General features: G+C 69.0%; 23 protein-coding genes. 19 read left to right on the top strand and 4 right to left on the bottom strand.

Annotated elements, in window-relative coordinates; genetic code table 11:
- The first annotated feature begins 6 nt into the window (after positions 1-6).
- The 6 genes from JOD97_RS11250 to JOD97_RS11225 all read left to right on the top strand — a co-directional run bounded on the left by JOD97_RS11250 (position 7) and on the right by JOD97_RS11225 (position 8,304).
- A complete protein-coding gene (locus JOD97_RS11250; protein ID WP_209716630.1) occupies positions 7-630 on the top strand; it encodes a cohesin domain-containing protein in 624 nt (207 codons plus the stop codon).
- A gap of 267 nt (positions 631-897) precedes the next feature.
- A complete protein-coding gene (locus tag JOD97_RS11245) occupies positions 898-1,368 on the top strand; it encodes a rhodanese-like domain-containing protein (RefSeq protein ID WP_209716628.1) in 471 nt (156 codons plus the stop codon).
- Positions 1,369-1,372: 4 nt separating this feature from the next.
- A complete protein-coding gene (gene epsC / locus JOD97_RS11240; protein ID WP_209716625.1) occupies positions 1,373-2,311 on the top strand; it encodes a serine O-acetyltransferase EpsC in 939 nt (312 codons plus the stop codon).
- Positions 2,312-2,345: 34 nt separating this feature from the next.
- Positions 2,346-3,278 (top strand): family 2A encapsulin nanocompartment shell protein, encoded by a 933-nt coding sequence (locus JOD97_RS11235; protein WP_209716622.1) that lies wholly within the window; start codon positions 2,346-2,348, stop codon positions 3,276-3,278.
- Between the two features lie 112 nt (positions 3,279-3,390).
- Entirely contained in the window at positions 3,391-5,253 is a 1,863-nt protein-coding gene (locus JOD97_RS11230; protein WP_373999834.1) for a family 2A encapsulin nanocompartment cargo protein cysteine desulfurase, read from the top strand.
- A gap of 135 nt (positions 5,254-5,388) precedes the next feature.
- Positions 5,389-8,304, top strand: a complete 2,916-nt coding sequence (locus JOD97_RS11225) for an EAL domain-containing protein (RefSeq protein ID WP_209716619.1) — start codon at positions 5,389-5,391, stop codon at positions 8,302-8,304.
- Positions 8,305-8,322: 18 nt separating this feature from the next.
- On the opposite strand, the gene JOD97_RS11220 is transcribed toward JOD97_RS11225, so the two are convergent.
- Positions 8,323-9,078 carry an SDR family NAD(P)-dependent oxidoreductase gene (locus tag JOD97_RS11220; RefSeq protein ID WP_209716616.1) on the bottom strand — a complete coding sequence of 252 codons (756 nt, stop codon included), beginning with the start codon at positions 9,076-9,078 and terminating at the stop codon, positions 8,323-8,325.
- A 136-nt stretch (positions 9,079-9,214) separates the two neighbouring features.
- Between JOD97_RS11220 and JOD97_RS11215 the strand changes: the two genes are divergently transcribed.
- From JOD97_RS11215 to JOD97_RS11185, 7 genes are all read left to right on the top strand, one after another.
- Complete coding sequence (locus JOD97_RS11215) at positions 9,215-10,120, top strand: LysR family transcriptional regulator (RefSeq protein ID WP_209716613.1); 906 nt, start codon at positions 9,215-9,217, stop codon at positions 10,118-10,120.
- Between the two features lie 89 nt (positions 10,121-10,209).
- Complete coding sequence (locus tag JOD97_RS11210) at positions 10,210-10,881, top strand: heavy metal response regulator transcription factor (RefSeq protein ID WP_209717483.1); 672 nt, start codon at positions 10,210-10,212, stop codon at positions 10,879-10,881.
- Positions 10,881-12,308 (top strand): heavy metal sensor histidine kinase, encoded by a 1,428-nt coding sequence (locus JOD97_RS11205; protein ID WP_209716610.1) that lies wholly within the window; start codon positions 10,881-10,883, stop codon positions 12,306-12,308. The genes JOD97_RS11210 and JOD97_RS11205 overlap by 1 nt, the downstream gene beginning before the upstream one ends.
- An 88-nt stretch (positions 12,309-12,396) precedes the next feature.
- Complete coding sequence (locus JOD97_RS11200; RefSeq protein ID WP_209716607.1) at positions 12,397-12,879, top strand: VOC family protein; 483 nt, start codon at positions 12,397-12,399, stop codon at positions 12,877-12,879.
- On the top strand, positions 12,876-13,289 hold the full coding sequence (locus JOD97_RS11195; RefSeq protein ID WP_209716605.1) for a YciI family protein: 414 nt from the start codon (positions 12,876-12,878) through the stop codon (positions 13,287-13,289). The genes JOD97_RS11200 and JOD97_RS11195 overlap by 4 nt, the downstream gene beginning before the upstream one ends.
- Before the next feature lie 40 nt (positions 13,290-13,329).
- Positions 13,330-14,142 carry a YciI family protein gene (locus tag JOD97_RS11190; protein WP_209716604.1) on the top strand — a complete coding sequence of 271 codons (813 nt, stop codon included), beginning with the start codon at positions 13,330-13,332 and terminating at the stop codon, positions 14,140-14,142.
- Positions 14,143-14,173: 31 nt separating this feature from the next.
- Positions 14,174-15,409 carry an RNA polymerase sigma factor gene (locus JOD97_RS11185; RefSeq protein ID WP_209717480.1) on the top strand — a complete coding sequence of 412 codons (1,236 nt, stop codon included), beginning with the start codon at positions 14,174-14,176 and terminating at the stop codon, positions 15,407-15,409.
- Between the two features lie 84 nt (positions 15,410-15,493).
- Here the strand turns inward: JOD97_RS11185 and JOD97_RS11180 are convergent, their stop codons facing one another.
- Positions 15,494-16,006 carry a GAF domain-containing protein gene (locus tag JOD97_RS11180; RefSeq protein WP_209716602.1) on the bottom strand — a complete coding sequence of 171 codons (513 nt, stop codon included), beginning with the start codon at positions 16,004-16,006 and terminating at the stop codon, positions 15,494-15,496.
- Between the two features lie 88 nt (positions 16,007-16,094).
- Positions 16,095-16,979, bottom strand: coding sequence for a LysR substrate-binding domain-containing protein (locus JOD97_RS11175; protein ID WP_209716600.1), 885 nt, complete (start codon positions 16,977-16,979; stop codon positions 16,095-16,097).
- 301 nt (positions 16,980-17,280) lie between these two features.
- Here JOD97_RS11175 and JOD97_RS11170 point away from each other — a divergent pair, with 301 nt between their 5' ends.
- The 6 genes from JOD97_RS11170 to JOD97_RS11145 all read left to right on the top strand — a co-directional run bounded on the left by JOD97_RS11170 (position 17,281) and on the right by JOD97_RS11145 (position 24,131).
- Positions 17,281-17,514, top strand: coding sequence for a hypothetical protein (locus JOD97_RS11170; protein ID WP_209716598.1), 234 nt, complete (start codon positions 17,281-17,283; stop codon positions 17,512-17,514).
- A gap of 87 nt (positions 17,515-17,601) precedes the next feature.
- Complete coding sequence (locus JOD97_RS11165) at positions 17,602-18,711, top strand: ligase-associated DNA damage response exonuclease (RefSeq protein WP_209716595.1); 1,110 nt, start codon at positions 17,602-17,604, stop codon at positions 18,709-18,711.
- Entirely contained in the window at positions 18,704-20,344 is a 1,641-nt protein-coding gene (locus JOD97_RS11160; RefSeq protein WP_209716592.1) for an ATP-dependent DNA ligase, read from the top strand. The genes JOD97_RS11165 and JOD97_RS11160 overlap by 8 nt, the downstream gene beginning before the upstream one ends.
- The gene (locus tag JOD97_RS11155) at positions 20,341-22,845 is read left to right on the top strand and encodes a ligase-associated DNA damage response DEXH box helicase (RefSeq protein ID WP_209716589.1); all 2,505 of its coding nucleotides are present in this window, start codon (positions 20,341-20,343) and stop codon (positions 22,843-22,845) included. Before JOD97_RS11160 ends, JOD97_RS11155 begins: the two co-directional genes overlap by 4 nt.
- A complete protein-coding gene (gene pdeM / locus JOD97_RS11150) occupies positions 22,842-23,564 on the top strand; it encodes a ligase-associated DNA damage response endonuclease PdeM (protein WP_209716586.1) in 723 nt (240 codons plus the stop codon). Before JOD97_RS11155 ends, pdeM begins: the two co-directional genes overlap by 4 nt.
- Before the next feature lie 198 nt (positions 23,565-23,762).
- On the top strand, positions 23,763-24,131 hold the full coding sequence (locus JOD97_RS11145) for a KGG domain-containing protein (protein WP_209716583.1): 369 nt from the start codon (positions 23,763-23,765) through the stop codon (positions 24,129-24,131).
- Between the two features lie 179 nt (positions 24,132-24,310).
- Here JOD97_RS11145 and dnaK read toward each other — a convergent pair whose 3' ends face one another.
- Positions 24,311-26,236 carry a molecular chaperone DnaK gene (dnaK, locus tag JOD97_RS11140; protein WP_209716580.1) on the bottom strand — a complete coding sequence of 642 codons (1,926 nt, stop codon included), beginning with the start codon at positions 26,234-26,236 and terminating at the stop codon, positions 24,311-24,313.
- Positions 26,237-26,250: the final 14 nt, after the last annotated feature.

The following is a 26,250-nucleotide window of genomic DNA, read 5'->3' as shown; positions in this document are numbered from 1 at the left end:
CTCATCATGCTGAATTTGAATAAGCGATACCGAAACAACTCCAACGCCACGCTGGCGCTGGCGCGGCGCCTGGCCGCCGCCGTGCTGCTGGCGGCCGGCACGGCGTCGGCGGCGCTGGCCGCGCCGGCGCTGTCGATCGTCGCCACGCCCGATCCGGTCAAGCCCGGCGCCACGCTGGAACTGGACGTGCGCGTGGCCGACATCGCCGACCTGTACGCCTACCAGTTCTCGCTGTCGTTCGATCCGGCCGTGTTGCAGGCCAGCGGCTACGGCGCCGGCGGCTTCCTGTCGGCTGCCGGGCCTGTCTTTGCCGACGGCGGCGCCGTCGACAACGCCGCCGGCACCATCTCGTTCGCCTTCGCCTCGCTGCTCGGCGCGGTGCCGGGCGCCAGCGGCGGCGGCAGCCTGGCGCATTTCAGCTTCAACGTCGTCGGCGCCGGCACCACCGTGCTCAACTTTGGAGACGTGCTGTTTTTGAATTCGGCCCTGAACGATATCGCGGTCGGATACGGGCCGGCGACGGTGGTCGTCTCCAGCGTGCCGGAACCGTCGGCCTACCTGATGTTCGGCGCCGGCCTGGCCGGCATCGCGGCGCTGCGCCGGCGCCAGGCCGTGCCGTCGGCGGTTTGATGGTCGCCTAGCGGCCTTTGCAGCACAGGACGCCGCCGGCTCCGGCGGCGTCCTCCATCCCCGGTTCCGCATTCCCCTCGCTGACCAACTGTCGACCGTGTAGGTCATCCTTTCCGTCGCATAGACGGTTTTCGTCTTTGCGAAGTTGTTTTTATTCGTTTTGTTTCACTTCAGCTAAACGTATATTTCATTCCGCAAGCCGTTGATGTCCATCGCCATCAACCGGTCCGCAAGTTCCCGCCATTCAAGCCACCATAAGGTCTCTTTATGTCAGTTGACGTCCCCTCGCCGGCACTGCCTCCCGTGCTGGCATCGATCAAGGCCGAAGCGGCCGCGTCCCAATTGCCGTATGCCGGCGGCGTGCCTCCGGCCGTCGCCTGGCAACTGTTTTCCGCCGGCGACGTGCTGCTGGTCGACGTGCGCACCGGCGAGGAGCGCAAGTTCGTCGGCCACGTGCCCGACAGCCTGCACGTGGCCTGGGCCACCGGCACCGCGCTGACGCGCAACCCGCGTTTCGCGCGCGAGCTGGAAAGCAAAATCGGCGGCAAGGACACGCCGGTCCTGCTGCTGTGCCGCAGCGGCAAGCGTTCGGCGCTGGCCGCCGAGGCGGCCGCCAAGGCCGGCCTGGGCAACGTCTTCAACGTGCTCGAAGGCTTCGAGGGCGAGCTCGACGAGCGCCAACAGCGCGGCAAGGCCGACGGCTGGCGCTTCCACGGCCTGCCGTGGCTGCAGGACTGACGGCATGGCCACCTTCGACATCACCACCATCGTGCAATCGCTGCACGACGCGCGCCACCGCTGGCGCCAAGAGCAAAGCCGCGCCAGCGAGCCGGGCGGGCGGGAATTCCCGTCGCGCAACGCGTTGGCGGCCATCATCGACAGCCTCAAGGGCGTGCTGTTCCCGATGCGGCTGGGGCCGCCCGACCTGCGCCAGGAAAGCGAGGACTTCCACGTCGCCCACGCGCTCGACGGCGCGCTGCACGCGCTGCTCAAGCAGGTGCGGCGCGAGTTGAAATACAACGCCGGCCTGCGCGGACTGGCCGCCGACCACAGCGTCGATAACGACATCGACCACGACGCGCTGGCCGCGGTGCGCGCCTTCGCCGCCGCGCTGCCGGCGATCCGCTCGCTGCTCGACAGCGACGTCATGGCCGCCTACCAGGGCGACCCGGCCGCGCGCAGCGTCGACGAGGTGCTGCTGTGCTACCCGGGCGTGCTGGCGATGATCCACTACCGCATCGCGCACCAGCTCTACACGCTGGGGTTGACGCTGCTGGCGCGCATCGTCGCGGAACTGGCGCACGGCGCCACCGGCATCGACATCCATCCCGGCGCGCGCATCGGCGCCGGCTTCTTCATCGACCACGGCACCGGCGTGGTGATCGGCGAGACGGCCGTCATCGGCGCCCGGGTGCGCTTGTACCAGGCCGTCACGCTGGGCGCCAAGCGCTTCCCGACGGACGCCGACGGCAACCTGCAAAAGGGCTTGCCGCGCCACCCGGTGGTCGAGGACGACGTCGTCATCTACGCCGGCGCCACGGTGCTCGGGCTGATCACGATCGGCAAGGGCGCCATCATCGGCGGCAACGTCTGGCTGACGCACGACGTGCCGCCGGGCGGACGCATCGCCCAGGCCGAATCGCGCGTGGGCGCCTTCGCCAACGGCATCGCAAGCGCATAACCTTTTTTTTTCACCTTACTGAAATGGAGTCACGATGTCGGCAACTGTAGGCGGTACCACGGCGCTGGGCGATAACGCAGCACGGCAATTAGCGAACGCGACAAAAACCGTTCCGCAACTCGAGACCATCAGCCCGCGCTGGCTGACGCACCTGCTGCAATGGGTGCCGGTCGAGGCGGGCATCTATCGCCTTAACAAGGTCAAGAATCCGGAGGCGATCAAGGTCACCTGCACCGCGCGCCAGGAGGAGAACCAGCTGCCGCGCACCTATGTCGACTACGAGGAGAATCCGCGCGAGTACTTCCTCAACGCCGTCTCGACCGTGCTCGACGTGCACACCCGCGTGTCCGACCTGTACAGCAGCCCGCACGACCAGATCAAGGAACAGCTGCGCCTGACCATCGAGACCATCAAGGAAAACCAGGAAAGCGAGCTGATCAACAATCCCGACTACGGCCTGCTGGCCCAGGTGAGCGACGAGCAGCGCATCTTCCCGCTGACGGGCGCGCCGACGCCGGACGACCTCGACGAGCTGCTGACCAAGGTGTGGAAGGAGCCGGCCTTCTTCCTGACCCATCCGCTGGCGATCGCCGCCTTCGGCCGCGAGGCGACCCGGCGCGGTACGCCGCCGCCCACCATCAGCCTGTTCGGCTCGCAGTTCATCACGTGGCGCGGCATCCCGCTGATCCCGTCGGACAAGGTGCCGGTGGCCGACGGCAAGAGCAAGATCCTGCTGCTGCGCGTGGGCGACAAGCGCCAGGGCGTGGTCGGGCTGTTCCAGCCGGGCCTGCCGGGCGAGCAGAGCCCGGGGCTGTCGGTGCGCTTCATGGGGATCAACAACCATGCGATCTCGTCGTACCTGATCTCGCTGTACTGCTCGCTGGCGGTGCTGACCTCCGACGCGCTGGCCGTGCTCGACGACGTCGAGATCGGCAAGTACCACGACTATCCGGACACCTACAAATAAGCCCGCGCCGTGAGCCTTCTTTCGCCCCCCATCTCCCTGCCGGCGGCGCGCCGCCGGCGTTCCCGCACCCGAACCGTCGGGCGCGCCGTTCGATCCGGCCGCGCTGGCGCGCCTGGCCAACGAGTTCTTCACGGCGCCGCCGTTCGCGCGCCAGCTCGGCGTGCCGGGCGTGCAGGCGCCGGCCAACATCGCGCCGCCCGGTTCGCCCCTGGTCAGCCCGGCCGGCTTCGGTCCCAGCGTGCCCGGCACGCCGATCCCGCAAGGCCAGATTCCCGGCACCAACCTGATCCCGGCGTCGCCGACCCAGGTGCTGTCGCTGGGTAACCGCGCGCCGGCGCTGCTGCCGGCCGCGCAGGCCGGCAACGGCGTGCCCGACAAGGCGTTCGGCGCGATGTCCGCCTACGAGCCGCGCAACGGCGGCGCCGTGCTCGGCGTGCCGCAAGCGGCCGCCGGCGCGCAGCCGCCGGCCGAGGCGTCGTCGTACTACTTCCTGGGCGAGCGCTACGGCCAGCCGGCCGGCGCCGCCGCGCCCGCGCCGCAGCGGCCGCCACAGGATGCATCGTGGCCGGCGCCACCGCTGGTGGCCCAGCCGTCGCTGGCGCCCGCCGCCACCGGCTTGCCGGGCGCGTCCGCGCCTGCCGCGCCGTCGGCACCGCAGTATTATTTCGTCGATGCGGTGGTGCTGCCAGGCGGCTACGTGACCCCGGCCAAGCCGGCGCCGCACGGCACCGTGCCGCTGGCCGGCGGCGACCGCCATCCGCCGTTCGACGTGCACGCGGTGCGGCGCGACTTTCCCATCCTGCAAGAGAAGGTCAACGGCCGCCAGCTGGTGTGGTTCGACAACGCCGCCACCACCCACAAGCCGCAGTCGGTGATCGACCGCATCGCGTATTTCTACGCGCACGAGAACTCCAACATCCACCGCGCGGCGCACGAGCTGGCCGCGCGCGCGACCGACGCCTACGAGGGCGCGCGCGAGCGCGTGCGGCGCTTCCTCAACGCGCCCGACGTCAACGAGGTCATTTTCGTGCGCGGCACCACCGAGGCGATCAACCTGGTGGCCAAGAGCTGGGGCGGGCAGCACGTGGGCGAGGGCGACGAGATCATCGTCTCTCAGCTGGAGCACCACGCCAACATCGTGCCGTGGCAGCAGCTGGCCGCCGCCAAGGGCGCCAAGCTGCGCGTGATCCCGGTCGACGACTCCGGCCAGGTACTGCTCGACGAGTACCGCAAGCTGCTCAACGAGCGCACCAAAATCGTCGCCGTCACCCAGGTGTCGAACGCGCTGGGCACCGTCACGCCGGTCAAGGAAATCGTCGAGCTCGCCAAGCGCGCCGGCGCCCGCACCCTGGTCGACGGCGCCCAATCGGTCTCGCACATGCGCATCGACGTGCAGGACATCGGCGCCGACTTCTTCGTCTTCTCCGGCCACAAGCTGTTCGGCCCGACCGGCATCGGCGTCTTGTGGGGCAAGCGCGAGGTGCTCGAGGACATGCCGCCGTGGCAGGGCGGCGGCAATATGATCGCCGACGTGACGTTCGAGAAAACCGTGTTCCAGCCGATCCCCAACAAGTTCGAGGCGGGCACCGGCAACATCGCCGACGCCGTCGGCCTGGGCGCGGCGATCGATTACGTGACGCGCGTCGGCATCGAGAACATCGCCCGCTACGAGCACGACCTGCTGGTGTACGGCATGCGCGAGCTGGGCGCGATCCGGGGCGTGCGCCTGATCGGCACCGCCGCCGACAAGGCCAGCGTGATGTCGTTCGTGCTGGCCGGCTACACGACGGAAGAGGTCGGCCACGCGCTCAACGACGAGGGCATCGCCGTGCGCACCGGCCACCATTGCGCCCAGCCCATCCTGCGCCGCTTCGGCGTGGAGACGACGGTGCGGCCATCGTTGGCTTTCTACAACACCTTCGACGAGATCGACCGCTTGATCGCGGTGCTGCGCAGGCTGGCGTCGGCGCGCTGAGCGGGAGGGCGGTCGACGCTACCGTATTGCCCCGTCAAAAAAGGGTGATACGGTAGAAACGCGGCCAAACGGCGCGGCGAAAATCCGGCAAAATAGGCTTTATTTTGTCGCGCCGCACGATCCGGTTGACCAGCCATGCCGCCGTCTTTCAAACCATCGATACCGCTGCCGCACCAGGCCGCCGAGATGTTCTGCCTGATGGTCGAGGAGATCAAGGAATGCGCGATCTTCCTGATGGACCCGCGCGGCGTCATCACCAGCTGGAACCGCGCGGCCCAGGTCATGAAGGGCTACCGCGCCGACGAGGTGGTCGGCCAGCACCTGTCGCTGCTGTACCGCGAGGAGGACCGGGCGCGCGGCTGGGCCGACCACAATCTGGGCGAGGCCGCCAAGCACGGCTTCTACAGCGAGGAAACCTGGCGCCGCAAAAAAGACGGCAGCCTGTTCTGGGCGCACATCGCGCTGACGGGGCTGCGCGACGAGCACGGCCAACTGGTCGGCTTTTCCAAGGTGACGATGGACTTGACGCGGCACAAGCTGCTCGAACAATGCCTGGACGAAAAGGAGGAGAACCGCCGCATCATGACCGCCGCCAACGCCGGCACGTGGAAATGGGACGTCGCCGGCCGCCGGCTGGCGTTGTCGCCCGCGCTCAAGCAATTGCTCGGCTACGACGGCAACGGCGCCGCGCCCGACGCCAGCGACTGGCGCGCGCTGGTCGATCGGCGCGACGTGCCGGCCGTGTGCGCCAGGCTGCGCGCCACGCTGACGGCCGTGCCGGCGCAGCCGCTGGCGCTGGAGCTGCGGCTGTGCCGCCAGGACGGCAGCTGCCGCTGGTTCTTCGTGCGCGCCGACTGGACCCGCCCGGCCGAGGGTCAAAGCGAGCTGAGCGGCGTGTGCGTCGACATCCACGATATGCGCCTGCTGGCCGAGGAACGCGAGCGCCTGCTCAACGAGCTGCAACTGATGCGCCTGCGCTTTCGCGCCATCATCGACCAGATGCCGTCCGGCGTGTTCGTGGCGCAGGTGCCGTCGGGCAAAATGCTGTACCAAAACCGCAAGGCCCGGCGCATCTTCGGCGCCCCGCTCGACGAGCTGGCCACCTACCACGACTACGTCCGCGTCGACCTGCGCGACCCGGACGGCCGGCGCCTGCTGGCGCATGAGTTTCCGCTGGCGCAGGCCATCATCACGGGCGAGCCGGTGCCGGCGCGCGAACTGGTGTTCCACCGGCCGGGCGCGGCGCCGCGCTATTTCCGCATCGGCGCCACGCCGGTGCTGGCCGACGGCGACCAGCACCGGCTGGCCGTCGCGGTGGCCAACGACATCGATGACTTGAAGCGCGCGCAGGAATCGCTGCGGGCCGAGAAGGAGCGCGCCGAGGTGACCTTGCGCGCGATCAGCAACGGCGTCATCACCACCGGCCTCGACGGCCGCGTCGACAGCATGAACACGGCCGCCGAACGGCTCACCGGCTGGAGCGAGCGGCAGGCGTTCGGCGTGCCGCTCGACGAGGTGCTGCGGCTGCGGGCGGAGCCGGCGGCCGAGGCCTCCGAGCCGGCCCCGGCGGCGGGCTGCGACCCGGTGCTGCGCTGCATGCGCGAGAACCGCACCGTGACGTCGGCCGCGCCGGCGGTGCTGCACTCGCGCAGCGGCGGCCGCCATACGATCGAATACGCGGCCACGCCGCTGCAACTGCCCGACAACCGCAGCAGCGGCGCCGTGCTGGTGCTCAACGACGTCACCGAGTCGCGCGGGCTGCTCAAGAACCTGAGCTACCAGGCCAGCCACGACGTGCTGACCGGGCTGGTGAACCGGCGCGAGTTCGGCGCCCGGCTGCAGCGCGCGCTCGACCGCACCGGCCAGCCCGGCGCCAGCAACAGCGCGCTGCTGTACCTGGACCTGGACCAGTTTAAGATCGTCAACGACACCTGCGGCCACGGCGCCGGCGACGACCTGCTGCGCCAGCTGTCGGTGGCCTACGGCGCCCACGTGCGCGAGCGCGACACGCTGGCGCGCATCGGCGGCGACGAGTTCGCGCTCATCGTCGAGCACTGCACGGTGCAGGAGGCCAGGGTGGTGGCCGACAAACTGCTCGAGACCACGCGCAACTTCCGCTACATCTGCAAGAACCAGGTGTTCCGGCTGGGCGTGAGCATCGGCCTGACGCCGCTCGACGGCAGCACCACGACGATGGAGGAGGCGCTGCGCCAGGCCGACCACGCCTGCTACATCGCCAAGGAGAGCGGGCGCAACCGGGTGTTCCTGCAACTGGGCGGCGGCGCCGAGATGGCGCAGCGGCGTAACGACATGTATTGGTTCAAGCGGCTCGGCGACGCCTTCCGCAACGACGACCTGCAGTTGTACCACCAGCCGATCCGCGCGCTCGGCGCCGGCGGCGGCGGCCTGCACTACGAGATCTTGCTGCGCATGAAGGACGGCGCCGCCGGCCCGGTGGGGCCGACCAGCTTCCTGCCGGCCGCCGAGCGCTACGACATCATGCAGGAGGTCGACCGCTGGGTGCTCGACCGCAGCCTGGCGTGGCTGGAGGGCCATCCCGGCCACGTCGCCGAGCTCGAGCTGTGCACCATCAACCTGTCGCAGCGCGCGCTGGCCGATCCCGGCTTCAAGCAGTACGCGGTCGGCCGCATCGAGGCGATGTCGGTGCCGGCCGACAAGCTGTGCTTCGAGATCACCGAGACCGGCGCCTTCGCCAACCTGCAGAACACGCTGTCGTTCGTGCTGGCGCTGCAGCGGCTGGGCTGCCGCTTCGCGCTGGACGACTTCGGCACCGGCATGGCCTCGTTCGCCTACCTGAAGCAGCTGCCGGTCAACTACGTCAAGATCGACGGCTCGTTCATCCAGATGATGACCAGCAGCACGGTCGATTTCGAGATGGTGCGCTTCACCAACGACATCAGCCACATCATGGGGCGCCGCACGATCGCCGAATTCGTCAACGACGCCGACACCCTGGCCAAGCTGGCCGAGATCGGCGTCGACTACGCGCAGGGCTACCTGCTGGGCGAGCCGCGGCCGCTCGAGGGCTGAGGCGCGGCCCGCCGCCGCTCAGATCTGCTGCAGGCCGCCGTCGACGAACAGCTCGATGCCGTTGACGAAACTGGCGTCGTCGGAGGCCAGGAACACGGCCGCCTTGGCGATCTCGTCGGGCTCGCCCACGCGCCCCATCGGGATCTGCGTGGCGAAGAAGTCGAGCAGGCCCTGCTGCTTGTCGGCGTCCGGGCCGGCCAGCTCCACCAGGCCGGGCGTGCGGATCGGGCCGGGGCTGATGGTGTTGACGCGGATGCCGCGTCCCTTCAGGTCGAGTATCCAGTTGCGGGCGAAGGCGCGCACCGCCGCCTTCGACGCGGCGTAGACGCTGAACGCCTCGGTGCCGCCGCTGGCCGCCGTCGAGCCGGTCAGGATCACCGACGCACCGGCGCCCAGCAGCGGCAGCGCGGCCTGCACCGTGAACAAGGTGCCCTTGACGTTGCGGTTGAAGGTATCGTCGAAGTGCGCTTCGGTGATCTGGCCCAGCGGCAGCAGCGAGCCGCCGCCGGCGTTGGCCACCAGCACGTCGACCCGGCCGTGTTCGGCCTTGACGCGCTCGAACAGCGCCGCCAGTTGCGCCGGGTCGGCCGAGTCGACCCGCACGCCGCTGGCGGCGGCGCCGATGGCGTCCACCGCCGCGTCCAGCTCGGGCTGGCGGCGGCCGGTGACGTAGACGTGCGCGCCCTCGTTGGCGAAGCGCTTGGCGACGGCCAGGCCGATGCCGCTGGTGCCACCGGTGACGACGGCGATTTTTCCTGCGAGTTTCTGAGACATGATGTTTTCCTTTGCGATTGATTTCGTTAAAAGACGACGGAATCCAGTGTGCGCCCGGACCGCCGCCGCGATAAGACAGGCGCGGCGCATATGATTTATGCTTTAATTGCATAAACCTTCATGTGCGAGTCTTGGAATGAATAAATTGCTATGGATGCGGTGTTTCGTGCGGGTGGTCGAGACGGGCAGCTTTTCCGCCGTCGCGCGCGAGCTGGGCATCGGCCAGCCCAACGTCAGCCGGCATATCGCCTCGCTGGAGGCCGACCTGGGCGCGCTGCTGCTGCACCGCTCGACGCGCCAGCTGGTGCCCACGCCCGAGGGGCAGCGCTACTATGCCCAGGCGCGCCAGGCGCTCGACCTGATCGCGCAGGCCGAGGCGGACGTGCTGGGGCAGCGCAACCCGCGCGGCCTGCTGCGCGTGGCCTGTTCGCCGACGCTGGGCACGGAGACCATCCTCGGCACCTTGCCGGCCTTCCTGGCGCGCTATCCCGACATCGAAGTGGAGCTGCGCATGGGCGACGAGTATGTCGACCTGGTCGCCGAGGGCATCGACGTGGCGATACGCGGCGGGGCGCTGAAGGACAGCGCGCTGCGCGCCCGCCGTGTCGGCAGTTCGGAGCGCGTGTACGTCGCCAGCCCGGCGTATCTGGCGCGGCACGACGCGCCGCTGCAACCGTCCGATTTGGCACGGCACGAGTGCATCCTCTACACGCTGTTGGGCGGCGGCGCCGCCTGGCCGTTCAGGGACGGCGAGGTGGCCGTGCGCGGACGCCTGCGCGTCAACAGCCTGGTGGCGGTGCGCCACGCCGCGCTGGACGGCATGGGCATCGGCTACCTGCCGATGTGGATGGTGGCCGGGCAGCTGCGCGACGGCGCGCTGGTGACGGTGCTGCCCGAGCATGCCACCGCACCGGCGCCGGTCAACGCCGTCTATTCGGCGGCGCGCCTGTTGCCGCTGCGCGCCGAGGTCTTCATCGACCATATCGCCGCGGTGTTCGCGGCCACGCCGGGCCTGGACGGCGTCGCGCTGGCGGGGGCTTGAGCCGTGTGCGCATGCTGTATCCTTGCCATGTGCAGTAAATGACGGATTTGTAATCCACATCCGCCGTCAAACATCCGACAATGGGCATCATGAAAATACTGGTGGTGGAAGACGAGCCCAAAGCGGGCGACTATCTGATCAAGGGCTTGCGCGAGGCGGGCTACGCGGCCGAGCTGGCGCGCAACGGCGCCGACGGCTTGGCGCAGGCGCTGGCGCACGACCACGACCTGATCGTGCTGGACGTGATGCTGCCGCAAATGGACGGCTGGGCGGTGCTCGCCAAACTGCGCGAGCGCAAGCAGACGCCGGTGCTGTTCCTGACCGCGCGCGACGACGTGGCCGACCGCGTCAAGGGGCTGGAGCTGGGCGCCGACGATTACCTGGTCAAGCCGTTCGCCTTTGCCGAGCTGCTGGCGCGCATCAAGACCCTGATGCGGCGCGGCCCGGTGCGCGAGGCCGACGTGGTGCGCGTGGCCGACCTGGAGATCGACGTGCCGCGCCGCCGCGTGACGCGCCAGGACCGCCGCATCGAACTGACGGCCAAGGAGTTCGCGCTGCTGCACCTGCTGGCCAAGCGCCAGGGCGAGGTGCTGTCGCGCCCGCAGATCGCATCGATGGTGTGGGACATGAACTTCGATTCCGACACCAACGTGGTCGACGTCGCGATCCGCCGGCTGCGCGCCAAGATCGACGACCCGTATCCGCTCAAGCTGATCCAGACGGTGCGCGGCATCGGCTACCTGGTCGAGGAGCGCGCCTGATGGGCGAGGCGGCCGCGCGCCGGCGCCGTCCGCTGTCGCTGACGCTGCGGGTGGCGCTGCTGCTGTCGGCGGTGGCGGTGGCGACCTTCCTGGCCGTCGGCGCCTACCTGTACCAGACCCTGGCCAGCCAGATGGCCCAGCGCGACGATATCGAATTGATCGGCAAGGTCACGCAGATCCGCCGCATCCTGGCCGAGCTGCCGTCGGCGGCGGCGATCGCGCAAAATCCCCGTCCGCTGACGGACGCGCTGTTCGGCCACGACGATTTCATGCTCAGCGTGCGCGACGCCGACGGCGCGCCGCTGCTGCGCACCTCGCTGACGTCGCGCCCGCTGCCGCAGGTCGAGCGGGTGCCGCCGCTGCGCGCGCCGACCCTGGACGACGTGCACGACTGGACGCCGGCGGTGGGCGTCGGCCGCATGGTCAGCGCCGACGGGCTGGTGGGCCCGGACGGCCAGCCGGTGCGCATCACGCTGGCGCGCGAGCGCTCCGACCGGCTGCGCATCATGCGCAACTACGCGGTCGACCTGTTCGTCGCCCTGTGCGTGGGCGCGACCCTGGCGGCCTTGCTCGGCTACGCGATCGTGCGCCACAGCATGCGCCGGCTGCGCTCGGTCATCGGCAAGGCCAACGACATCAACACCAGCCGCCTGAACACGCGCCTGTCGGTGGACGACGCGCCGGTCGAGCTGCGCGAGCTGGGCCAGGCCTTCAACGCCATGCTCGACCGCCTGGAGGATGGCGTGCAGCGCCTGTCCGGCTTTGCCGCCGACCTGGCGCACGACCTGCGCACGCCGGTCAACACCTTGATGGTGGAAACCCAGGTGGCGCTGTCGCGCCCGCGCACGGCGCAGGAGTACCAGGCCTTGCTGGTCTCCAACTCCGAGGAGTACGAGCGCCTGGCGCGCATGATCGAAAACACGCTGTTCCTGGCGCGCGTCGACAACGCCCAACTGGCGCTGCGGCGCGAATCGGTCGACCTGGAGGCCGAGTTGCGCCGCATCCACGACTATTTCGAGATCCTGGCCGACGACGTCGGCGTGCGGCTGACGGTGGCGGCGCCGCCGCTGCGGGCCGAACTCGACCCGGTGCTGTTGCAGCGCGCCGTCGGTAACCTGCTGTCGAACGCGATCCGCCACACGCCGGCCGGCGGCGCGGTGGGCTTGTCGGCGCGGGCGACGGCCGACGGCGTCGAATTGGCGGTCAGCAACACCGGTCCCGGGATCGCCGCCGAGCACTTGCCCCATATCTTCGACCGTTACTACCGCGCCGACCCGGCCCGCTCCGACCACGCCCACTCGGCCGGGCTGGGCCTGTCCATCGTGCGCGCCATCATGGAATTGCATGATGGCAAAATCTGGGTGGACAGCGTGCCGGGCGCGAGCACCACTTTTTTCCTGTGGTTTAAAAAATCCAAAAATATTTAAAAAAAGCTGTCGATTTTGTTTGTGCCGCTTCGTCGTGGAGGTAGAGTGAGACGACTCACTCGGTTCAACCCACACAAAGGAGATCACCATGAGCGCACCAGTAGAAGCCATCCCCAAGGACATGCACACCGTCACCCCGCACCTGGTCTGCGACGGCGCTGCTGCCGCCATCGAATTTTATAAACGCGCCTTCAACGCCGTCGAGGCGGCCCGCATGCAGACGCCGGACGGCAAGATCATGCACGCGATGGTGCGCATCGGCGACTCGAACGTGATGCTGGTCGACGAGTTCCCCGACTATGGCAGCGTCGGCCCCAAAAAGCTCAACGGCAGCCCCGTCACGCTGCATGTGTACGTGCCGAACGTCGACCAGGTGTTCGCGCAGGCGGTGGCCGCCGGCGCCACCGTCAAGATGCCGGTCGAAAACCAGTTTTGGGGCGACCGCTACGGCCAGGTCATCGACCCGTTCGGCCACCACTGGTCGCTGGCCACCCACGTCAAGGACATGACGCCGGAAGAGATGAAAGAGGCGATGGCGTCGATGAAACCGGAATGCGGGCCACAATCATGAGATTCATGATCATCGTGAAAGCCACCGAGGATTCCGAGGCGGGCAAGATGCCGAGCGCCGAGCTGTTGACGGCGATGGGCAAGTTCAACGAGGAGCTGGTCAACGCCGGCGTGCTGCTGGCCGGCGAGGGCCTGCAGCCCAGTTCCAAGGGCGCCCGCATCCGCTACGAGGGCAGCAAGCGCACCGTCATCGACGGCCCGTTTTCGGAGACCAAGGAGCTGATCGCCGGCTTCTGGCTGATCCAGGTCAAGTCCAAGGAGGAGGCGATCGAATGGATGAAGCGCTGCCCGAATCCGTTCGACGGCCCGTCCGAGATCGAAATCCGCCAGGTGTTCGAGATGGAGGATTTCGGCGAGGCGGCCACGCCGGAGGTCAAGGCGATGGAAGAATCCTTGCGCGCACGCCTGTGAAGCTGCTACCTTTACGCTAAATCTTTATCAGGAGCAAGTGATGGAATTCATGGTACTGCGCCGGGCCAACCAGAGCACGGAGCGTGGCGAGCAGCCGCCGGCGCTGGAGCCCGGTGTTTTTCTGCGACCGAGCACCGAGGCGGTGCGCCTGACGCGCCGCGACGGCGTCTGGTCGCAGAGCACCGGCCCGTTCCCGCCCAAGGAGCTGATCGCCGGCTTCACGCTGGTCGAGGCGGCCTCGCGCGAGGACGTCATCGAGCAGGTGCGCTGGTGGCCGCTGTTCGACAGCGGCGCGGTCTATGAAATCCGCGATCCCGGCTGCGCCGGCGAGTGCCACAGCTTCGACGAGCGTGGCACGGTGCTGGGCAACGTGCCGCAGCGCGACGTGGCGTTGACGCGCTACGTCGTGTTCCTGCGCTCGGACGTGGAGGCGGAGGCCGATTTGATCCCGCCGCCGGAGGTGATCGACCGCATGAACGACACCAACGAGGCCGGCGTGCGCGCGCGCGTGCTGCTGGCCGGCTCCGGCCTGCGCGGCACCGCCACCGGCGCCCGCGTGCACTTCGCCAATTCCAAAACCACCGTGGTCGACGGCCCGTTCACCGAGGTCAAGGAACTGATCGCCGGCTACTGGATGGTGCAGGCGGCCTCGCGCGAGGACGCCATCGGCTGGGCCCAGGGTTATCCGTATCCGCACCCGGGCGACCTGACCTTGGAAATCCGCGAGGCGTGCGAGCGCCTCGAGCACCGCGAATTCACGCCCGAGATGCGCGCGGCCGAGGAGCGCCTGCGCGCCGAGCTGCTCGAAGCGGGCCTGCGCGGCGCCCTCGCCAAGAAAAACCGTGGCCTCTGACGTCAGCCGGATCGTCGAAGCGGTGTGGCGGATGGAATCGGCCAAGATCATCGCCGTGCTGGCGCGCATGCTGCGCGACGTCGGCCAGGCCGAGGAACTGGCGCAGGACGCGCTGGTGCTGGCGCTGGAGCGCTGGCCCGAGGCGGGCGTGCCCGAGCAGCCGGCCGCGTGGCTGACCACGGTCGCCAAGAACCGCGCGCTGGACGTGCTGCGGCGGCGCCAGCTGCACCAGGAAAAGGAAGCGGCGCTCGGCTACGAGATCGAGGGCATGCTGCAGGACGCCGCGCCGGACCTGGAGGCGGCGGTGGCCGACGCGCTGGAAAACGACATCGGCGACGACTTGCTGCGGCTGGTGTTCGTGGCCTGCCATCCGGTGCTGCCGACCGATGGCCGGGTGGCATTGACGCTGCGGCTGCTGGGCGGCCTCAGCACCGAGGAGATCGCCCGCGCCTTCCTGGTGCCGGAGGCCACGGTGGCACAGCGCATCGTGCGCGCCAAGCGCACCCTGGCCGAGGCCAAGGTGCCGTTCGAGGCGCCGCGCGCGCACGAGCTGGGCGAGCGGCTGGCGTCGGTGCTGCAGGTGGTCTATCTGATTTATAACGAAGGGTATTCGGCCAGCGCCGGCGCCGACTGGATGCGGCCGGCGCTGTGCGACGAGGCGCTGCGGCTGGGACGCATCCTGGCCGAGCTGGCGCCGGACGAGCCGGAGGTGCACGGCCTGGTGGCGCTGATGGAGATCCAGTCGTCGCGCGCGCGCGCCCGCGTGGGACCGAGCGGCGAGCCGATCCTGCTGCTGGAACAGGACCGGTCGCGCTGGGACCAGTTGCTGATACGGCGCGGGCTGGCGGCGCTGGCGCGCGCCGAGCGCACCGGCCGGGGGCTGGGGCCGTACGGCGTGCAGGCCGCGATCGCCGCCTGCCACGCGCGCGCGCGGCTGGCGGAGCAGACCGACTGGGGCCGGATCGCCGCGCTGTACGACGCGTTGTCGCAGCTGGCGCCGTCGCCGGTGGTCGAGCTCAACCGGGCGGTGGCGGTATCGATGGCGTTCGGGCCGGAGGCGGGGCTGGAGGTGGTCGACGGCCTGCTGGAGGTGGCGGCGCTGAAGAATTACCACCTGCTGCCGAGCGTGCGCGGCGATTTCCTGGCCAAGCTGGGACGCAATGAAGAGGCGCGCGCGGAGCTGGAGCGCGCCGCCGGATTGACGCGCAACGAACGCGAAAAGACGTTGTTACTGGCCCGCGCCGCCGGATTGGGGCTGGTGGATTGAGCCGGGTCGCAACCCGAAAAGGCCGGGGTCGTACCCACGGGGTACGACCCCCGTTCGCCGGGTTGCGGGTTGAACGATTGCCGCCTACGCCCCCACCAGCGTCGCCTCCAACACCCTCACCAGCGCCTCGATACCATCGGCATCGGTCTGGTCGAAACGGTTCGGCAACGGGCTGTCCAAATCGAACACGCCAACAATCTCGCCACCGGCGCCGCGCACCGGCACCACCAGCTCCGAGCGCGAATTGACATCGCAGGCGATATGCCCCGGAAACGCATGCACATCCGGCACGACAATCGATCTACCCTCGACCACGGTGGTGCCGCACACCCCGCGTCCCTTCTTGATGCGGATGCAGGCCGGCTTGCCCTGGAACGGTCCCAGCACCAGCTCATCGCCCTTGAGGAAATAAAACCCGGCCCAGTTCAGGCCCGGCATGCTGTTGAACACCAGCGAACTAAAGTTGGCGGTGTTGGCGATCAAGTCGCTCTCGCCGTGCACCAAACCGGTCAGTTGCGAGCGCAGGTCGTCGAACATGGCGCGCTTGGCTGCTGGGGTGTCGGTGCTGTAGGCGGTGTCGCTGAGGGTGAAAGTCATGATATTCGCGTGATTGAGTGGTTGCCGGGCCCGGACGGGCGGCGGCCAAGCCGCTATGGTAGCCCAAGCGGGCCGCGCGCGCAGCGGCTCAGCCGAGCGTGGCCGCCGCCAGGCGCCGCAGCGTGCCGGCGGCGGGATGCTCGTCGGCGACGATCAGGCCCAGCCCGGTGGCCAGGCGCTCGCCCTCGGCCAGCTTGCGGTAGGCCACGCCGGCGCGGGCGATGACGGCGAACGACGCCGGCAGCAGCGCGACGCCGTAGCCGGCCGCTATTTCGCTCAGCAGCACGTGATGGTCGGCCGGCTCGCGCAGGAAGGCCGGCGCGAAGCCGTGCTCGCGGAACACCGCGTGGCAGTGGTCGAAGTAGGCCGGCTGGCGCGCGCGCTCGAACCAGTACACCGGCAGGTCGCGCAGGTCGGCCAGCGACAGCGCGCGGCGGCGGGCCAGCGGGTGGCGGCTGGGCAGGGCGACCAGCATCGGCTGGCTGCCCAGACCCTGCACTTGCAGGTCGAAAGTCTTGGTGGGCAGGGCGATGACGGCGGCGTCCAGCCGGCGCGCGCGCAACCGCGCCACCAGCCGGGGCGAGTCGTCGACGACGATGTCGGGCGCGGCGCCGGTCTGCGCCGACAGCGCCTCGGTGAAACCGCGGAACAGGTCAGACTCCATCGACCGCGTCAGGCCCAGGCGCAGCGGCCGGGGCGGCGCCGGCTTGAGCGTGCGCAGCGCCAGTTCGGCCTCGTCCAGCAGCGCCAGGATGCGCAGCGCGCGCGGCAGCAGGGCGGTGGCGGCGGCCGTCGGCGTCACGCGCTGGGTGTCGCGCTCGAACAGTTTGACGCCCAGCCGCTCCTCCAGTTGCCGCACGGCCCGGCTCAGCGGCGGCTGCGTCATGTGCAGCCGTTCGGCCGCCTGGCGGAAATTGAGGCACTGGGCGACCGCGACAAACATCTGCAGCGCGTGGGTATCGAGTTTTCTCATGATACCGAAAAGGTATCATGGTTTCAAAAACCGCGCCGGCCGCGCCCGCTTTATCGCTGGCGCGTGGAGCCAAACTACAGCGCCGTTTTGCCACCGGGAATAGACGGGCCCATCCGCGCGGGGCCGATATTGCGGGGCGAGGCGGGCGCGGCAGGGGCGTAAACGCCTGATCCGGGCCGCGTCCCTCCTACGCCAAATGTAGGCAGTCTCCGATGGCGCGCGCCCGCCATGCAGGCTACTCTTGTCGCAGTGCGTCACGACTTCTATGGGACGCGTCTTTTACCATCTAAACGGAAAACTTATGTCGACCAGAAAAAAGAACGCAGACCTACCGCGTCAGGGCAAGCCAAAAAACAATGACAAGCAACAACCGCAGCAACGACACACCGGCAGCGAGGGCAAGCCGACACAGCCTAGCCCATCTGTGAGGGCCAACGACCTCGCGGCCATGTTGATGATAGGCGACGAACACGTCGTCATCGACGCCCACGAAGATGACAATGTCAGCTTCATGGCGGAGTTCATCGATCCATGATGAGGGTGCGCTGCCTGACAGACGGAGGCATATGACGGCGACAGAATCGGCTATCGTATTTTGAAAGCCGTTTCTGAAAGCCTGCCTATGTCTTTGCCAGTGTCCACACCCGTATCCGCCGCATCCGACTTGGTGGTAGTCCGCAAGGAAGGCCTGTATTGCGTGCCCGGCCAGTTCTACATCGACCCATGGCGGCCGGTGGAGCGCGCCGTCATCACGCACGCGCACGGCGATCACGCGCGTGGCGGCCACCAGCACTACCTGACCGCCGAGACCGGCGTGAACGTGGTCAAGTCGCGCCTGGGCCCGGTCCATATCGAGGGCCTGGCCTACGGCGAGCGGGTGGTGCACAACGGCGTGGCGATCTCGCTGCATCCGGCCGGCCACGTGCTGGGCTCGGCGCAGGTGCGCATGGAGTACCAGGGCCAGGTGTGGGTGGCGTCCGGCGACTACAAGGTCGAGGCGGACAGCACCTGCACGCCGTTCGAGCCGGTGCGCTGCGATACCTTCATCACCGAGTCGACCTTCGGCCTGCCGATCTACCAATGGCAGCCGCAGCAGGAGGTGTATGACGACATCAACGACTGGTGGCGCGCCAACGCCGCGCAGGGGCGCGCCAGCGTCATGCAGTGCTACAGCTTCGGCAAGGCGCAGCGCATCCTGAGCGGGCTGGACCCGGAGATCGGCCCGATCATCTGCCATGGCGCCGTGCAAACCTTGAACCAGGTCTACCGCGACGAGGGCGTGCCGCTGCCGCCGACCGTCATGGTGGGCGAGGTCGACAAGCAGGACATCGGCCGCGCCATGGTCATCGCGCCGCCGTCGGCCGCCGGGTCGCCGTGGATCAAGCGCTTCGGCGACTTCAGCGACGCCTTCGCCAGCGGCTGGATGCAGCTGCGCGGCGCGCGCCGCCGGCGCGGCGTCGACCGCGGCTTCGTGCTGTCGGACCACGCGGACTGGCCGGGGCTGATGCAGGCCATAGCCGCCACCGGTGCCGAGCGGGTGATCGTCACCCACGGTTCGATCCCGGTGCTGGTGCGCTGGTTGCAGCAGCAGGGCCTGCAGGCGAGCGGCTTCGACACCGAATACGGCGACGACGAGGCCGACGAAGTGGCGGCGGCCGGTCCCGCCGCCGATACCGAGGCCAGCGCCGCCGCCGCCCGCGCCACCGAAACGGAAGGAGCCGCCGATGCGTGATTTCGCCCGTCTCTACGCGGAACTCGACGAAACCACCTCCACCAGCCGCAAGCTGGCGGCGCTGCAGGCGTACTTCAGCAGCGCGGCGCCGCAGGACGCCGCCTGGGCCGTGTATTTCCTGGCCGGCGGCAAGCCGCGCCAGGCGGTGCCGACCAAGCTGCTGCGCCAGTTCGCCATCGAATACTCGGGCCTGGACGACTGGCTGTTCGACGAGTGCTACCACGCGGTCGGCGACCTGGCCGAGACCATCGCCCACATCCTGCCGCCGCCGAGCCAGCCGAGCGACATCGGCCTGGCCGATTGGATCGAGCTGGGCATCGCGCCGTTGCGCGGCGCCGCGCCCGAGGCGGTGCGGTCGGCGCTGCTGCTGTACTGGGACCAGCTCGACACGCGCGAGCGCTTCCTGTTGACCAAGCTGATCGGTGGCGGCTTCCGGGTCGGCGTCTCGCGGCTGCTGGTGACGCGCGCGCTCAGCGCCATCGCCGGCCTCGACAGCAAGCTGGTGGCGCAGCGCCTGATGGGCTGGACCGACGGCAGCGTCAGCCCGACGGCGGCCGGCTTCCTGCAGCTGATCGCCGCCCACACGCCGGAGGAGCACGCGCAGCGCGGTGGCCAGCCGTATCCGTTCTTCCTGGCGCACGCGCTGCTGGACCGCGAGCCGGCCTCGCTGGGGCCGCTGTCGGACTGGCAGGTCGAATGGAAGTACGACGGCATGCGCGCGCAGCTGGTCAGCCGCGAGGGCAAGAACTGGCTGTGGTCGCGCGGCGAGGATTTGATCACCGAGCGCTTCCCGGAACTGGCCGCGCTGCGCCTGCCCGACGGCGTGGTGCTCGACGGCGAGATCCTGATCTGGCATGGCGGCAACGCGCCGGCGCCGTTTGCCGACTTGCAAAAACGCATGGGCCGCAAGCAGGTGTCGGCCCGCCTGCTGGGCGAGTTGCCGGCCGTGCTGGTGGCCTACGACCTGCTGGAGATGGACGGGCGCGACCTGCGCGAGTTGCCGCAGGCGGAGCGCCGGCGCATGCTGGAACAATTGGTGGGCACGCTGCGCGCGCAGCATGCGGCGCCGCAGCTGCGCCTGTCGCCGCTGATCACCGCCGACAGCTGGGAACATCTGGCGCAGATCCGCACCGAGTCGCGCGAGCGCGGCGTCGAGGGCATGATGCTCAAGGCCATCGACGCCCGTTACGGCGTCGGCCGCACCAAGAACGTCGGCACCTGGTGGAAATGGAAGATCGATCCGTTCAGCGTCGACGCGGTGCTGATCTACGCGCAGAGCGGCCACGGCCGGCGGGCCTCGCTGTACACCGACTATACCTTTGCCGTATGGGAGGACGACGGCCGCGAGCGCAAGCTGGTGCCGTTCGCCAAGGCCTATTCCGGCCTGACCGACGCCGAGATCGCCAAGGTCGACCAGGCCATCCGCAAGACCACGGTGGAGAAATTCGGCCCGGTGCGCAGCGTCACGCCCAGCATGGTGTTCGAGATCGGCTTCGAGGGCATCGCCAGCTCGCCGCGCCACAAGTCGGGCATCGCGGTGCGCTTCCCCCGCATCCTGCGCCAGCGCGAAGACAAATCAATCGATGAGGCCGACACGCTGGACTCGCTGAAAAGCCTGCTGGCGACATCATGAGCGGGCGGCCGGGCGCGGCGCCGAAGGCCACCAAGGCCGTCGCGCAAACCGAGGCCTGGTTCGCCGCGCGCGGCTGGAGCGTGTTTCCGTTCCAGCGCGAGGTGTGGGCGGCGGCGGCGGCCGGCCACTCCGGGCTGCTGCACGCGAGCACCGGCGCCGGCAAGACCTACGCGGTGTGGTTCGCGGCGCTGCAGCGCGCGGCCGCGCTGGCGCCCGCGCGGCCCAAGGCCGGACTCAAGGTGCTGTGGATCACGCCGATGCGGGCGCTGGCGGCCGACACCTTGCGCGCCTTGCAGGAGTCGGCCCAGGCGCTGGCGCCCGATGGCAAGACCGCTTGGCAGGTCGAGGCGCGCACCGGCGACACCAGCTCGGCCCAGCGCGCGCGGCAAAACAAAAAGCTGCCCGACACCTTGATCACCACGCCGGAAAGCCTGACCCTGCTGCTGAGCAAGGCCGAGGCGGCCGTCCAGTTCGCCCAGCTGGACATGATCATCATCGACGAGTGGCACGAGCTGATGGGCAACAAGCGCGGCGTGCAGACGCAGCTGGCGCTGGCGCGCCTGCGCATGTGGAATCCGGCGCTGCTGGTGTGGGGGCTGTCGGCCACGCTGGGCAACCTGGCGCAGGCCAAACAGGCGCTGATGCCCGGCGGCGTCACCGTCGAGGGCCACGTGGCCAAGGAGATCCGGGTCGACACCTTGATCCCCGACCATCCGTCGCGCTTTCCGTGGGGCGGCCACCTGGGCATCCAGATGCTCGGACCGGTCATCGCGGAGATCGAACAGCACGCCACCACCCTGGTGTTCACCAACACCCGTTCGCAGGCGGAGCTGTGGTACCAGCACATGCTCGAGGCCCGTCCCGACTGGGCAGGGTTGATCGCGCTGCACCACGGCTCGCTCGACAAGGAGGTGCGCGACTGGGTCGAGCAGGGATTGAAACAGGGACGGCTGAAGGCGGTGGTGTGCACCTCGAGCCTGGACCTGGGCGTCGACTTTTTGCCGGTCGAGCGCGTGCTGCAGATCGGCAGCGCCAAGGGCATCGCCCGCCTGCTGCAGCGGGCCGGGCGCAGCGGCCACGCGCCGGGACGCGTCTCGCGCCTGACCCTGGTGCCGACGCAAAGCATGGAGCTGCTGGAGGCGGCCGGCGCGCGCCAGGCGGTGGCGGCGCGCGACATCGAGGCGCGGCCGGTGCCCGACAAGCCGCTCGACGTGCTGGTGCAGCACCTGGTGACGATCGCGCTGGGCGGCGGCTTCCGCTCCGAGGCGCTGTATGAGGAGGTGCGCGGCGCCTGGTCCTACCGCGACCTGAGCGCCGGGGAGTGGCAGTGGGCGCTGGACTTCGTCGCGCGCGGCGGCCAGACCTTGGCCGTCTATCCCGAATACCGGCGCGTGCTGCCCGACGAGGAGGGCGTCTACCGCGTGCCCGACGCCGCGCTGGGACGGCGCCACCGCATGGGCATCGGCACCATCGTTTCCGACAGTTCGCTGCAGGTCAAATTCCTCACCGGCGGGCGCATCGGCAGCGTCGAGGAATCGTTCATCTCGCGCCTGCGCAAGGGCGACCATTTCCTGTTCGGCGGGCGCGTGCTGGAATTCGTCCGCCTGCACGAGATGACCGCCTATGTGCGGCGCGCCACCGGCGCCAAGGGCGCGGTGCCGCGCTGGCAGGGCGGCAAGATGCCGATGTCGTCGGAGCTGGCGCACGCGGCGCTCGAGCAGCTGCGGATGGCCACCCTGGACCGCTACGACGGCCCGGAGATGCAGGCGATCAAGCCGCTGCTGGAGATCCAGCGGCGCTGGTCGGCGCTGCCGACGCCCGACACCACCGTCGTCGAGAGCATGCACAGCCGCGAGGGCCGGCACCTGTTCATGTTCCCGTTCGCCGGGCGCTCGGTGCACATCGGGCTGGCGTCGCTGCTGGCGTGGCGGGTCGGGCGCATGACGCCGGCGACATTCTCGATCGCCGTCAACGACTACGGCTTCGAGCTGCTGGCGCCGCAGGAGATCGACTGGGCGGCGCTGATCGGCACGGCCTCGGGCGGCAGCGGCGCGGCCGTCGGCCTGTTCAGCACCGAGCATCTGCTGGAGGACGTGCTGGCCAGCCTGAACGCGACCGAGCTGTCGCAGCGGCGCTTCCGCGAGATCGCCCGCATCGCCGGGCTGGTGTTCCAGGGTTACCCGGGCCAGCCCAAAAGCGCGCGCCAGCTGCAGGCGTCGTCGTCGCTGTTTTTCACCGTCTTCAGCCGCCACGACGCTGGCAACTTGCTACTCACCCAGGCGCAGCGCGAGGTGCTGGAACAGGAACTGGAATTGAACCGGCTGCGCGCCACACTTGAGGCGTTGCAGTCGCGCCAAGTCAGTTATCATGGAACCAAGCGGGCGACGCCGTTCGGCTTCGCGCTGATGGTCGAGCGCTTCCGCGAAAAGCTCAGTACCGAAAAACTGTCGGATCGCGTCGCCAGGCTGGTGCGCGAACTTGAAAAGGCGGCCGGACCATGAGGATTGCAATCGACAAGGCGCAACACGTTGAAGAAGCCGGCACGCAGGGTACGCTGGCGATCGAGCTGGCGGGCGAGCGGGTGCTGCTGCTGCCGGAGAAGGCGCTGTACTGGCCGCGCGAAAAAATGCTGATCATCGCCGATATCCACTTTGGCAAGGCGGCCTCGTTCCGCGCGCTGGGCGTGCCCGTGCCGGGCGGGACCACGGCGGCCAACCTGCACGCGCTCGACGCGCTGCTGGCGCGCCACGCGGTGCGCGAGATCCTGTTCCTGGGCGACTTTTTGCACGCGAAGGCGGCGCACGCCGAGGTGACGATGACGGCGATCCACGGCTGGCGCCTGGCGCGGCCGTCGTTGAAGCTGACGGTGGTGCGCGGTAACCACGACGCGCATGCCGGCGATCCGCCGGCCCGGCTCGGCATCGACATGGTCGACGAGCCGCTGCGGCAGGCGCCGTTCGCGTTCTGCCACCATCCCGACCTGCTGGTGCCTGGTTACCTGATGGCCGGCCACGTGCATCCGGTGTACCGGCTGCGCGCCGGCTGGGATTCGCTGCTGCTGCCGTGCTTCCTGGTCGGCGAGGGCCGGGTGGTGCTGCCGGCGTTCGGCGCCTTCACCGGCGGCCATCCGGTGCTGCCGGAGCCGGGCGAGCGGCTGTTCGTCAGCAGCGGTGACACCGTGGTCGAGGTGCCTGTCAAAACGCATGCCACGCCGGGGTGAATGGTCCGACCATCGGTACAGGGAATGGTCCTACATGCGCTGCTGCGCATGTCCTATATTACGCGGCTGTGCTGTGCACTACGATGGCTCCACCTGTGACGCAAGCAGGATGATGAACCACGTGGGGCGGATGAGCGCAGCGTCATCGGCCACACGCGGCATGCCAGCAATGATGCAGATTGATCCAAGGAGACGACCATGGCGACGAACGACAAGAGCGGCAGCAAGCAGGGCGGAAAATCCGGCAACGAACAGAGCGAGCCTAAAAAACGCGGCTTCGCTTCGATGGATCCGCAACAGCAGCGCCAGATCGCGGCCGAAGGCGGCCGCGCGGCCCATGAAAAAGGCACGGCCCACGAATTCACTTCCGAAGAGGCGCGGCGCGCCGGCGCGATGAGCCACAAGAACGATCCCAACAGCCAGAGCGCTTCCGGCGGCTCGCGCTCCGGCTCCGGCGGCGGCAACAAGGGCAGTGCCCGCGGCGAGGACGAGGGCGGCGCCAAGGCCGGCCGCGGCGGCGGCGGCAACCGCTCCGGGTCCTCCGGCAGCTCCGGCTCCAAATCTTGATGCGGCGCTTGATGTGCGGCGCGGTTTTATCCTCTGAGGCCGCGCCGTTTTAGGATCCGTGGGCCCGCGCCCGCGGATCTTTTTTTTTAACCCGCATGGCCACGCGGGGTCGTACCCCACGGGGTACGACCCCTAAGAGGTAGCGCTGGCATATCGCTCACCGCACACGGGTTGATCGACTATTTGCGCACTTCCTTGAAGTCGGCGTCGACCACGTCCTCCGGCGGCTGGCCGGTGCCCGTCTCGGCACCCGGCGCGGCCGCGCTTTCCGCGCCGCCGGCGCCGTTGGCGTGGGCGTAGACCTGCTCACCGAGCTTTTGCGCCGCCGCCGACAGCGCCGCCGCTTTCGCTTCGATATCGGCCTGGTCGTTGCCCTTCATCGCGTCGTCGAGCGCGGCGATGGCGGCGTCGATGCGCTCGCGGTCCGGCGCGGCCAGCTGGTCGCCGTGTTCCCGCAGGCTCTTGCGCGTGGTGTGCAGCAGGCCGTCGGCGGCGTTGCGGGCCTCGACCAGCTGCCGCGCGCGGCGGTCCTCGTCGGCGTGGGCGGCGGCGTCCTGCACCATCTTGCGGATCTCGGCCTCGGTCAGGCCGGAGTTGGCCTTGATGGTGATCTGGTTTTCCTTGCCGGTGGCCTTGTCCCTGGCGCCCACGTGCAGGATGCCGTTGGCGTCGATGTCGAAGCTGACCTCGATCTGCGGCGTGCCGCGCGGCGCCGGCGGTATGCCGACCAGGTTGAATTCGCCCAGCAGCTTGTTGCCGCTGACGATGTCGCGCTCGCCCTGGTAGACCTTGACCGTCACCGCCGGCTGGTTGTCGTCGGCGGTCGTGTAGACCTGGCTGAGGCGGGTGGGGATGGTGGTGTTTTTCGGGATCATCTTGGTCATCACGCCGCCCAGCGTCTCGATGCCCAGCGACAGCGGGGTGACGTCCATCAGCAGCACGTCGCTGCGCTCGCCCGACAGCACCGACGCCTGGATCGCCGCGCCCACCGCCACCGCCTCGTCCGGGTTGACGTCCTTGCGCGCGTCCTTGCCGAACAGCTCGCGCACGGCCTGCTGCACGCGCGGCATGCGCGTCATGCCGCCGACCAGGATCACGTCGTCGATCTGGCCGACCTCCAGGCCGGCGTCCTTGAGCGCGGTGCGGCACGGCGCGACGGTGCGGGCGATCAGGTCCTCGACCAGCGATTCGAGTTTGGCGCGGGTGAGCTTGAGGCCCAGGTGCGCCGGCGTGCCGTTGGCCATGGCGATATATGGTTCGTTGATGTCGGTCTGCTGCGTCGACGACAGCTCGATCTTGGCGCGCTCGGCGGCGCTCTTGATGCGCTGCAGGGCGATCGGGTCGCGTCCCAGGTCGACGCCGCTGATCTGGCGGAACTCGCCGATGATGTGGTCGACGATGCGCTGGTCGAAGTCCTCGCCGCCGAGGAAGGTGTCGCCGTTGGTCGACAGCACCTCGAACTGTTTTTCGCCCTCGACGGCGGCGATCTCGATGATGGAGATGTCGAAGGTGCCTCCGCCCAGGTCGTAGACGGCGATCTTGCGGTCGCCCTGGGTGGTCTTGTCGAGGCCGAACGCCAGCGCGGCGGCGGTGGGCTCGTTGATGATGCGCTTGACGTCCAGCCCGGCGATGCGGCCGGCGTCCTTGGTGGCTTGCCGTTGCGAGTCGTTGAAGTAGGCCGGCACGGTGATGACGGCGTCGGCGACCTTTTCGCCGAGGTAGGCCTCGGCGGTCTGCTTCATCTTGCGCAGCACCTCGGCCGAGACCTGCTGCGGCGCCAGCTTGTTGCCGCGCGCCTCGATCCAGGCGTCGCCGTTGTCGGCGCGGATGATGGTGTAGGGCATCAGGTGGATGTCCTTCTGCACCTCGGCCTCGTCGAACTTGCGTCCGATCAGCCGCTTGACCGCGTACAGGGTGTTTTTCGGATTGGTGACGGCCTGCCGCTTGGCGGTGGCGCCGACCAGGATTTCGTTGTCCAGATAGGCCACCACCGAGGGCGTGGTGCGCGCGCCCTCGGCGTTTTCAATCACTTTGGCCTGGCCGCCCTCCATGACGGCGACGCAGGAGTTGGTGGTGCCCAAATCGATACCGATGGTTTTGCCCATGATTGTTCCTCCCC

Origin of the sequence: Duganella sp. 1411 (genome assembly GCF_017833525.1) — a bacterium.
Taxonomy (GTDB): domain Bacteria; phylum Pseudomonadota; class Gammaproteobacteria; order Burkholderiales; family Burkholderiaceae_D; genus Rugamonas.
The sequence above is the reverse complement of the archived record's forward strand: the minus strand, read 5'-3'. Positions and strand labels throughout refer to the sequence as shown.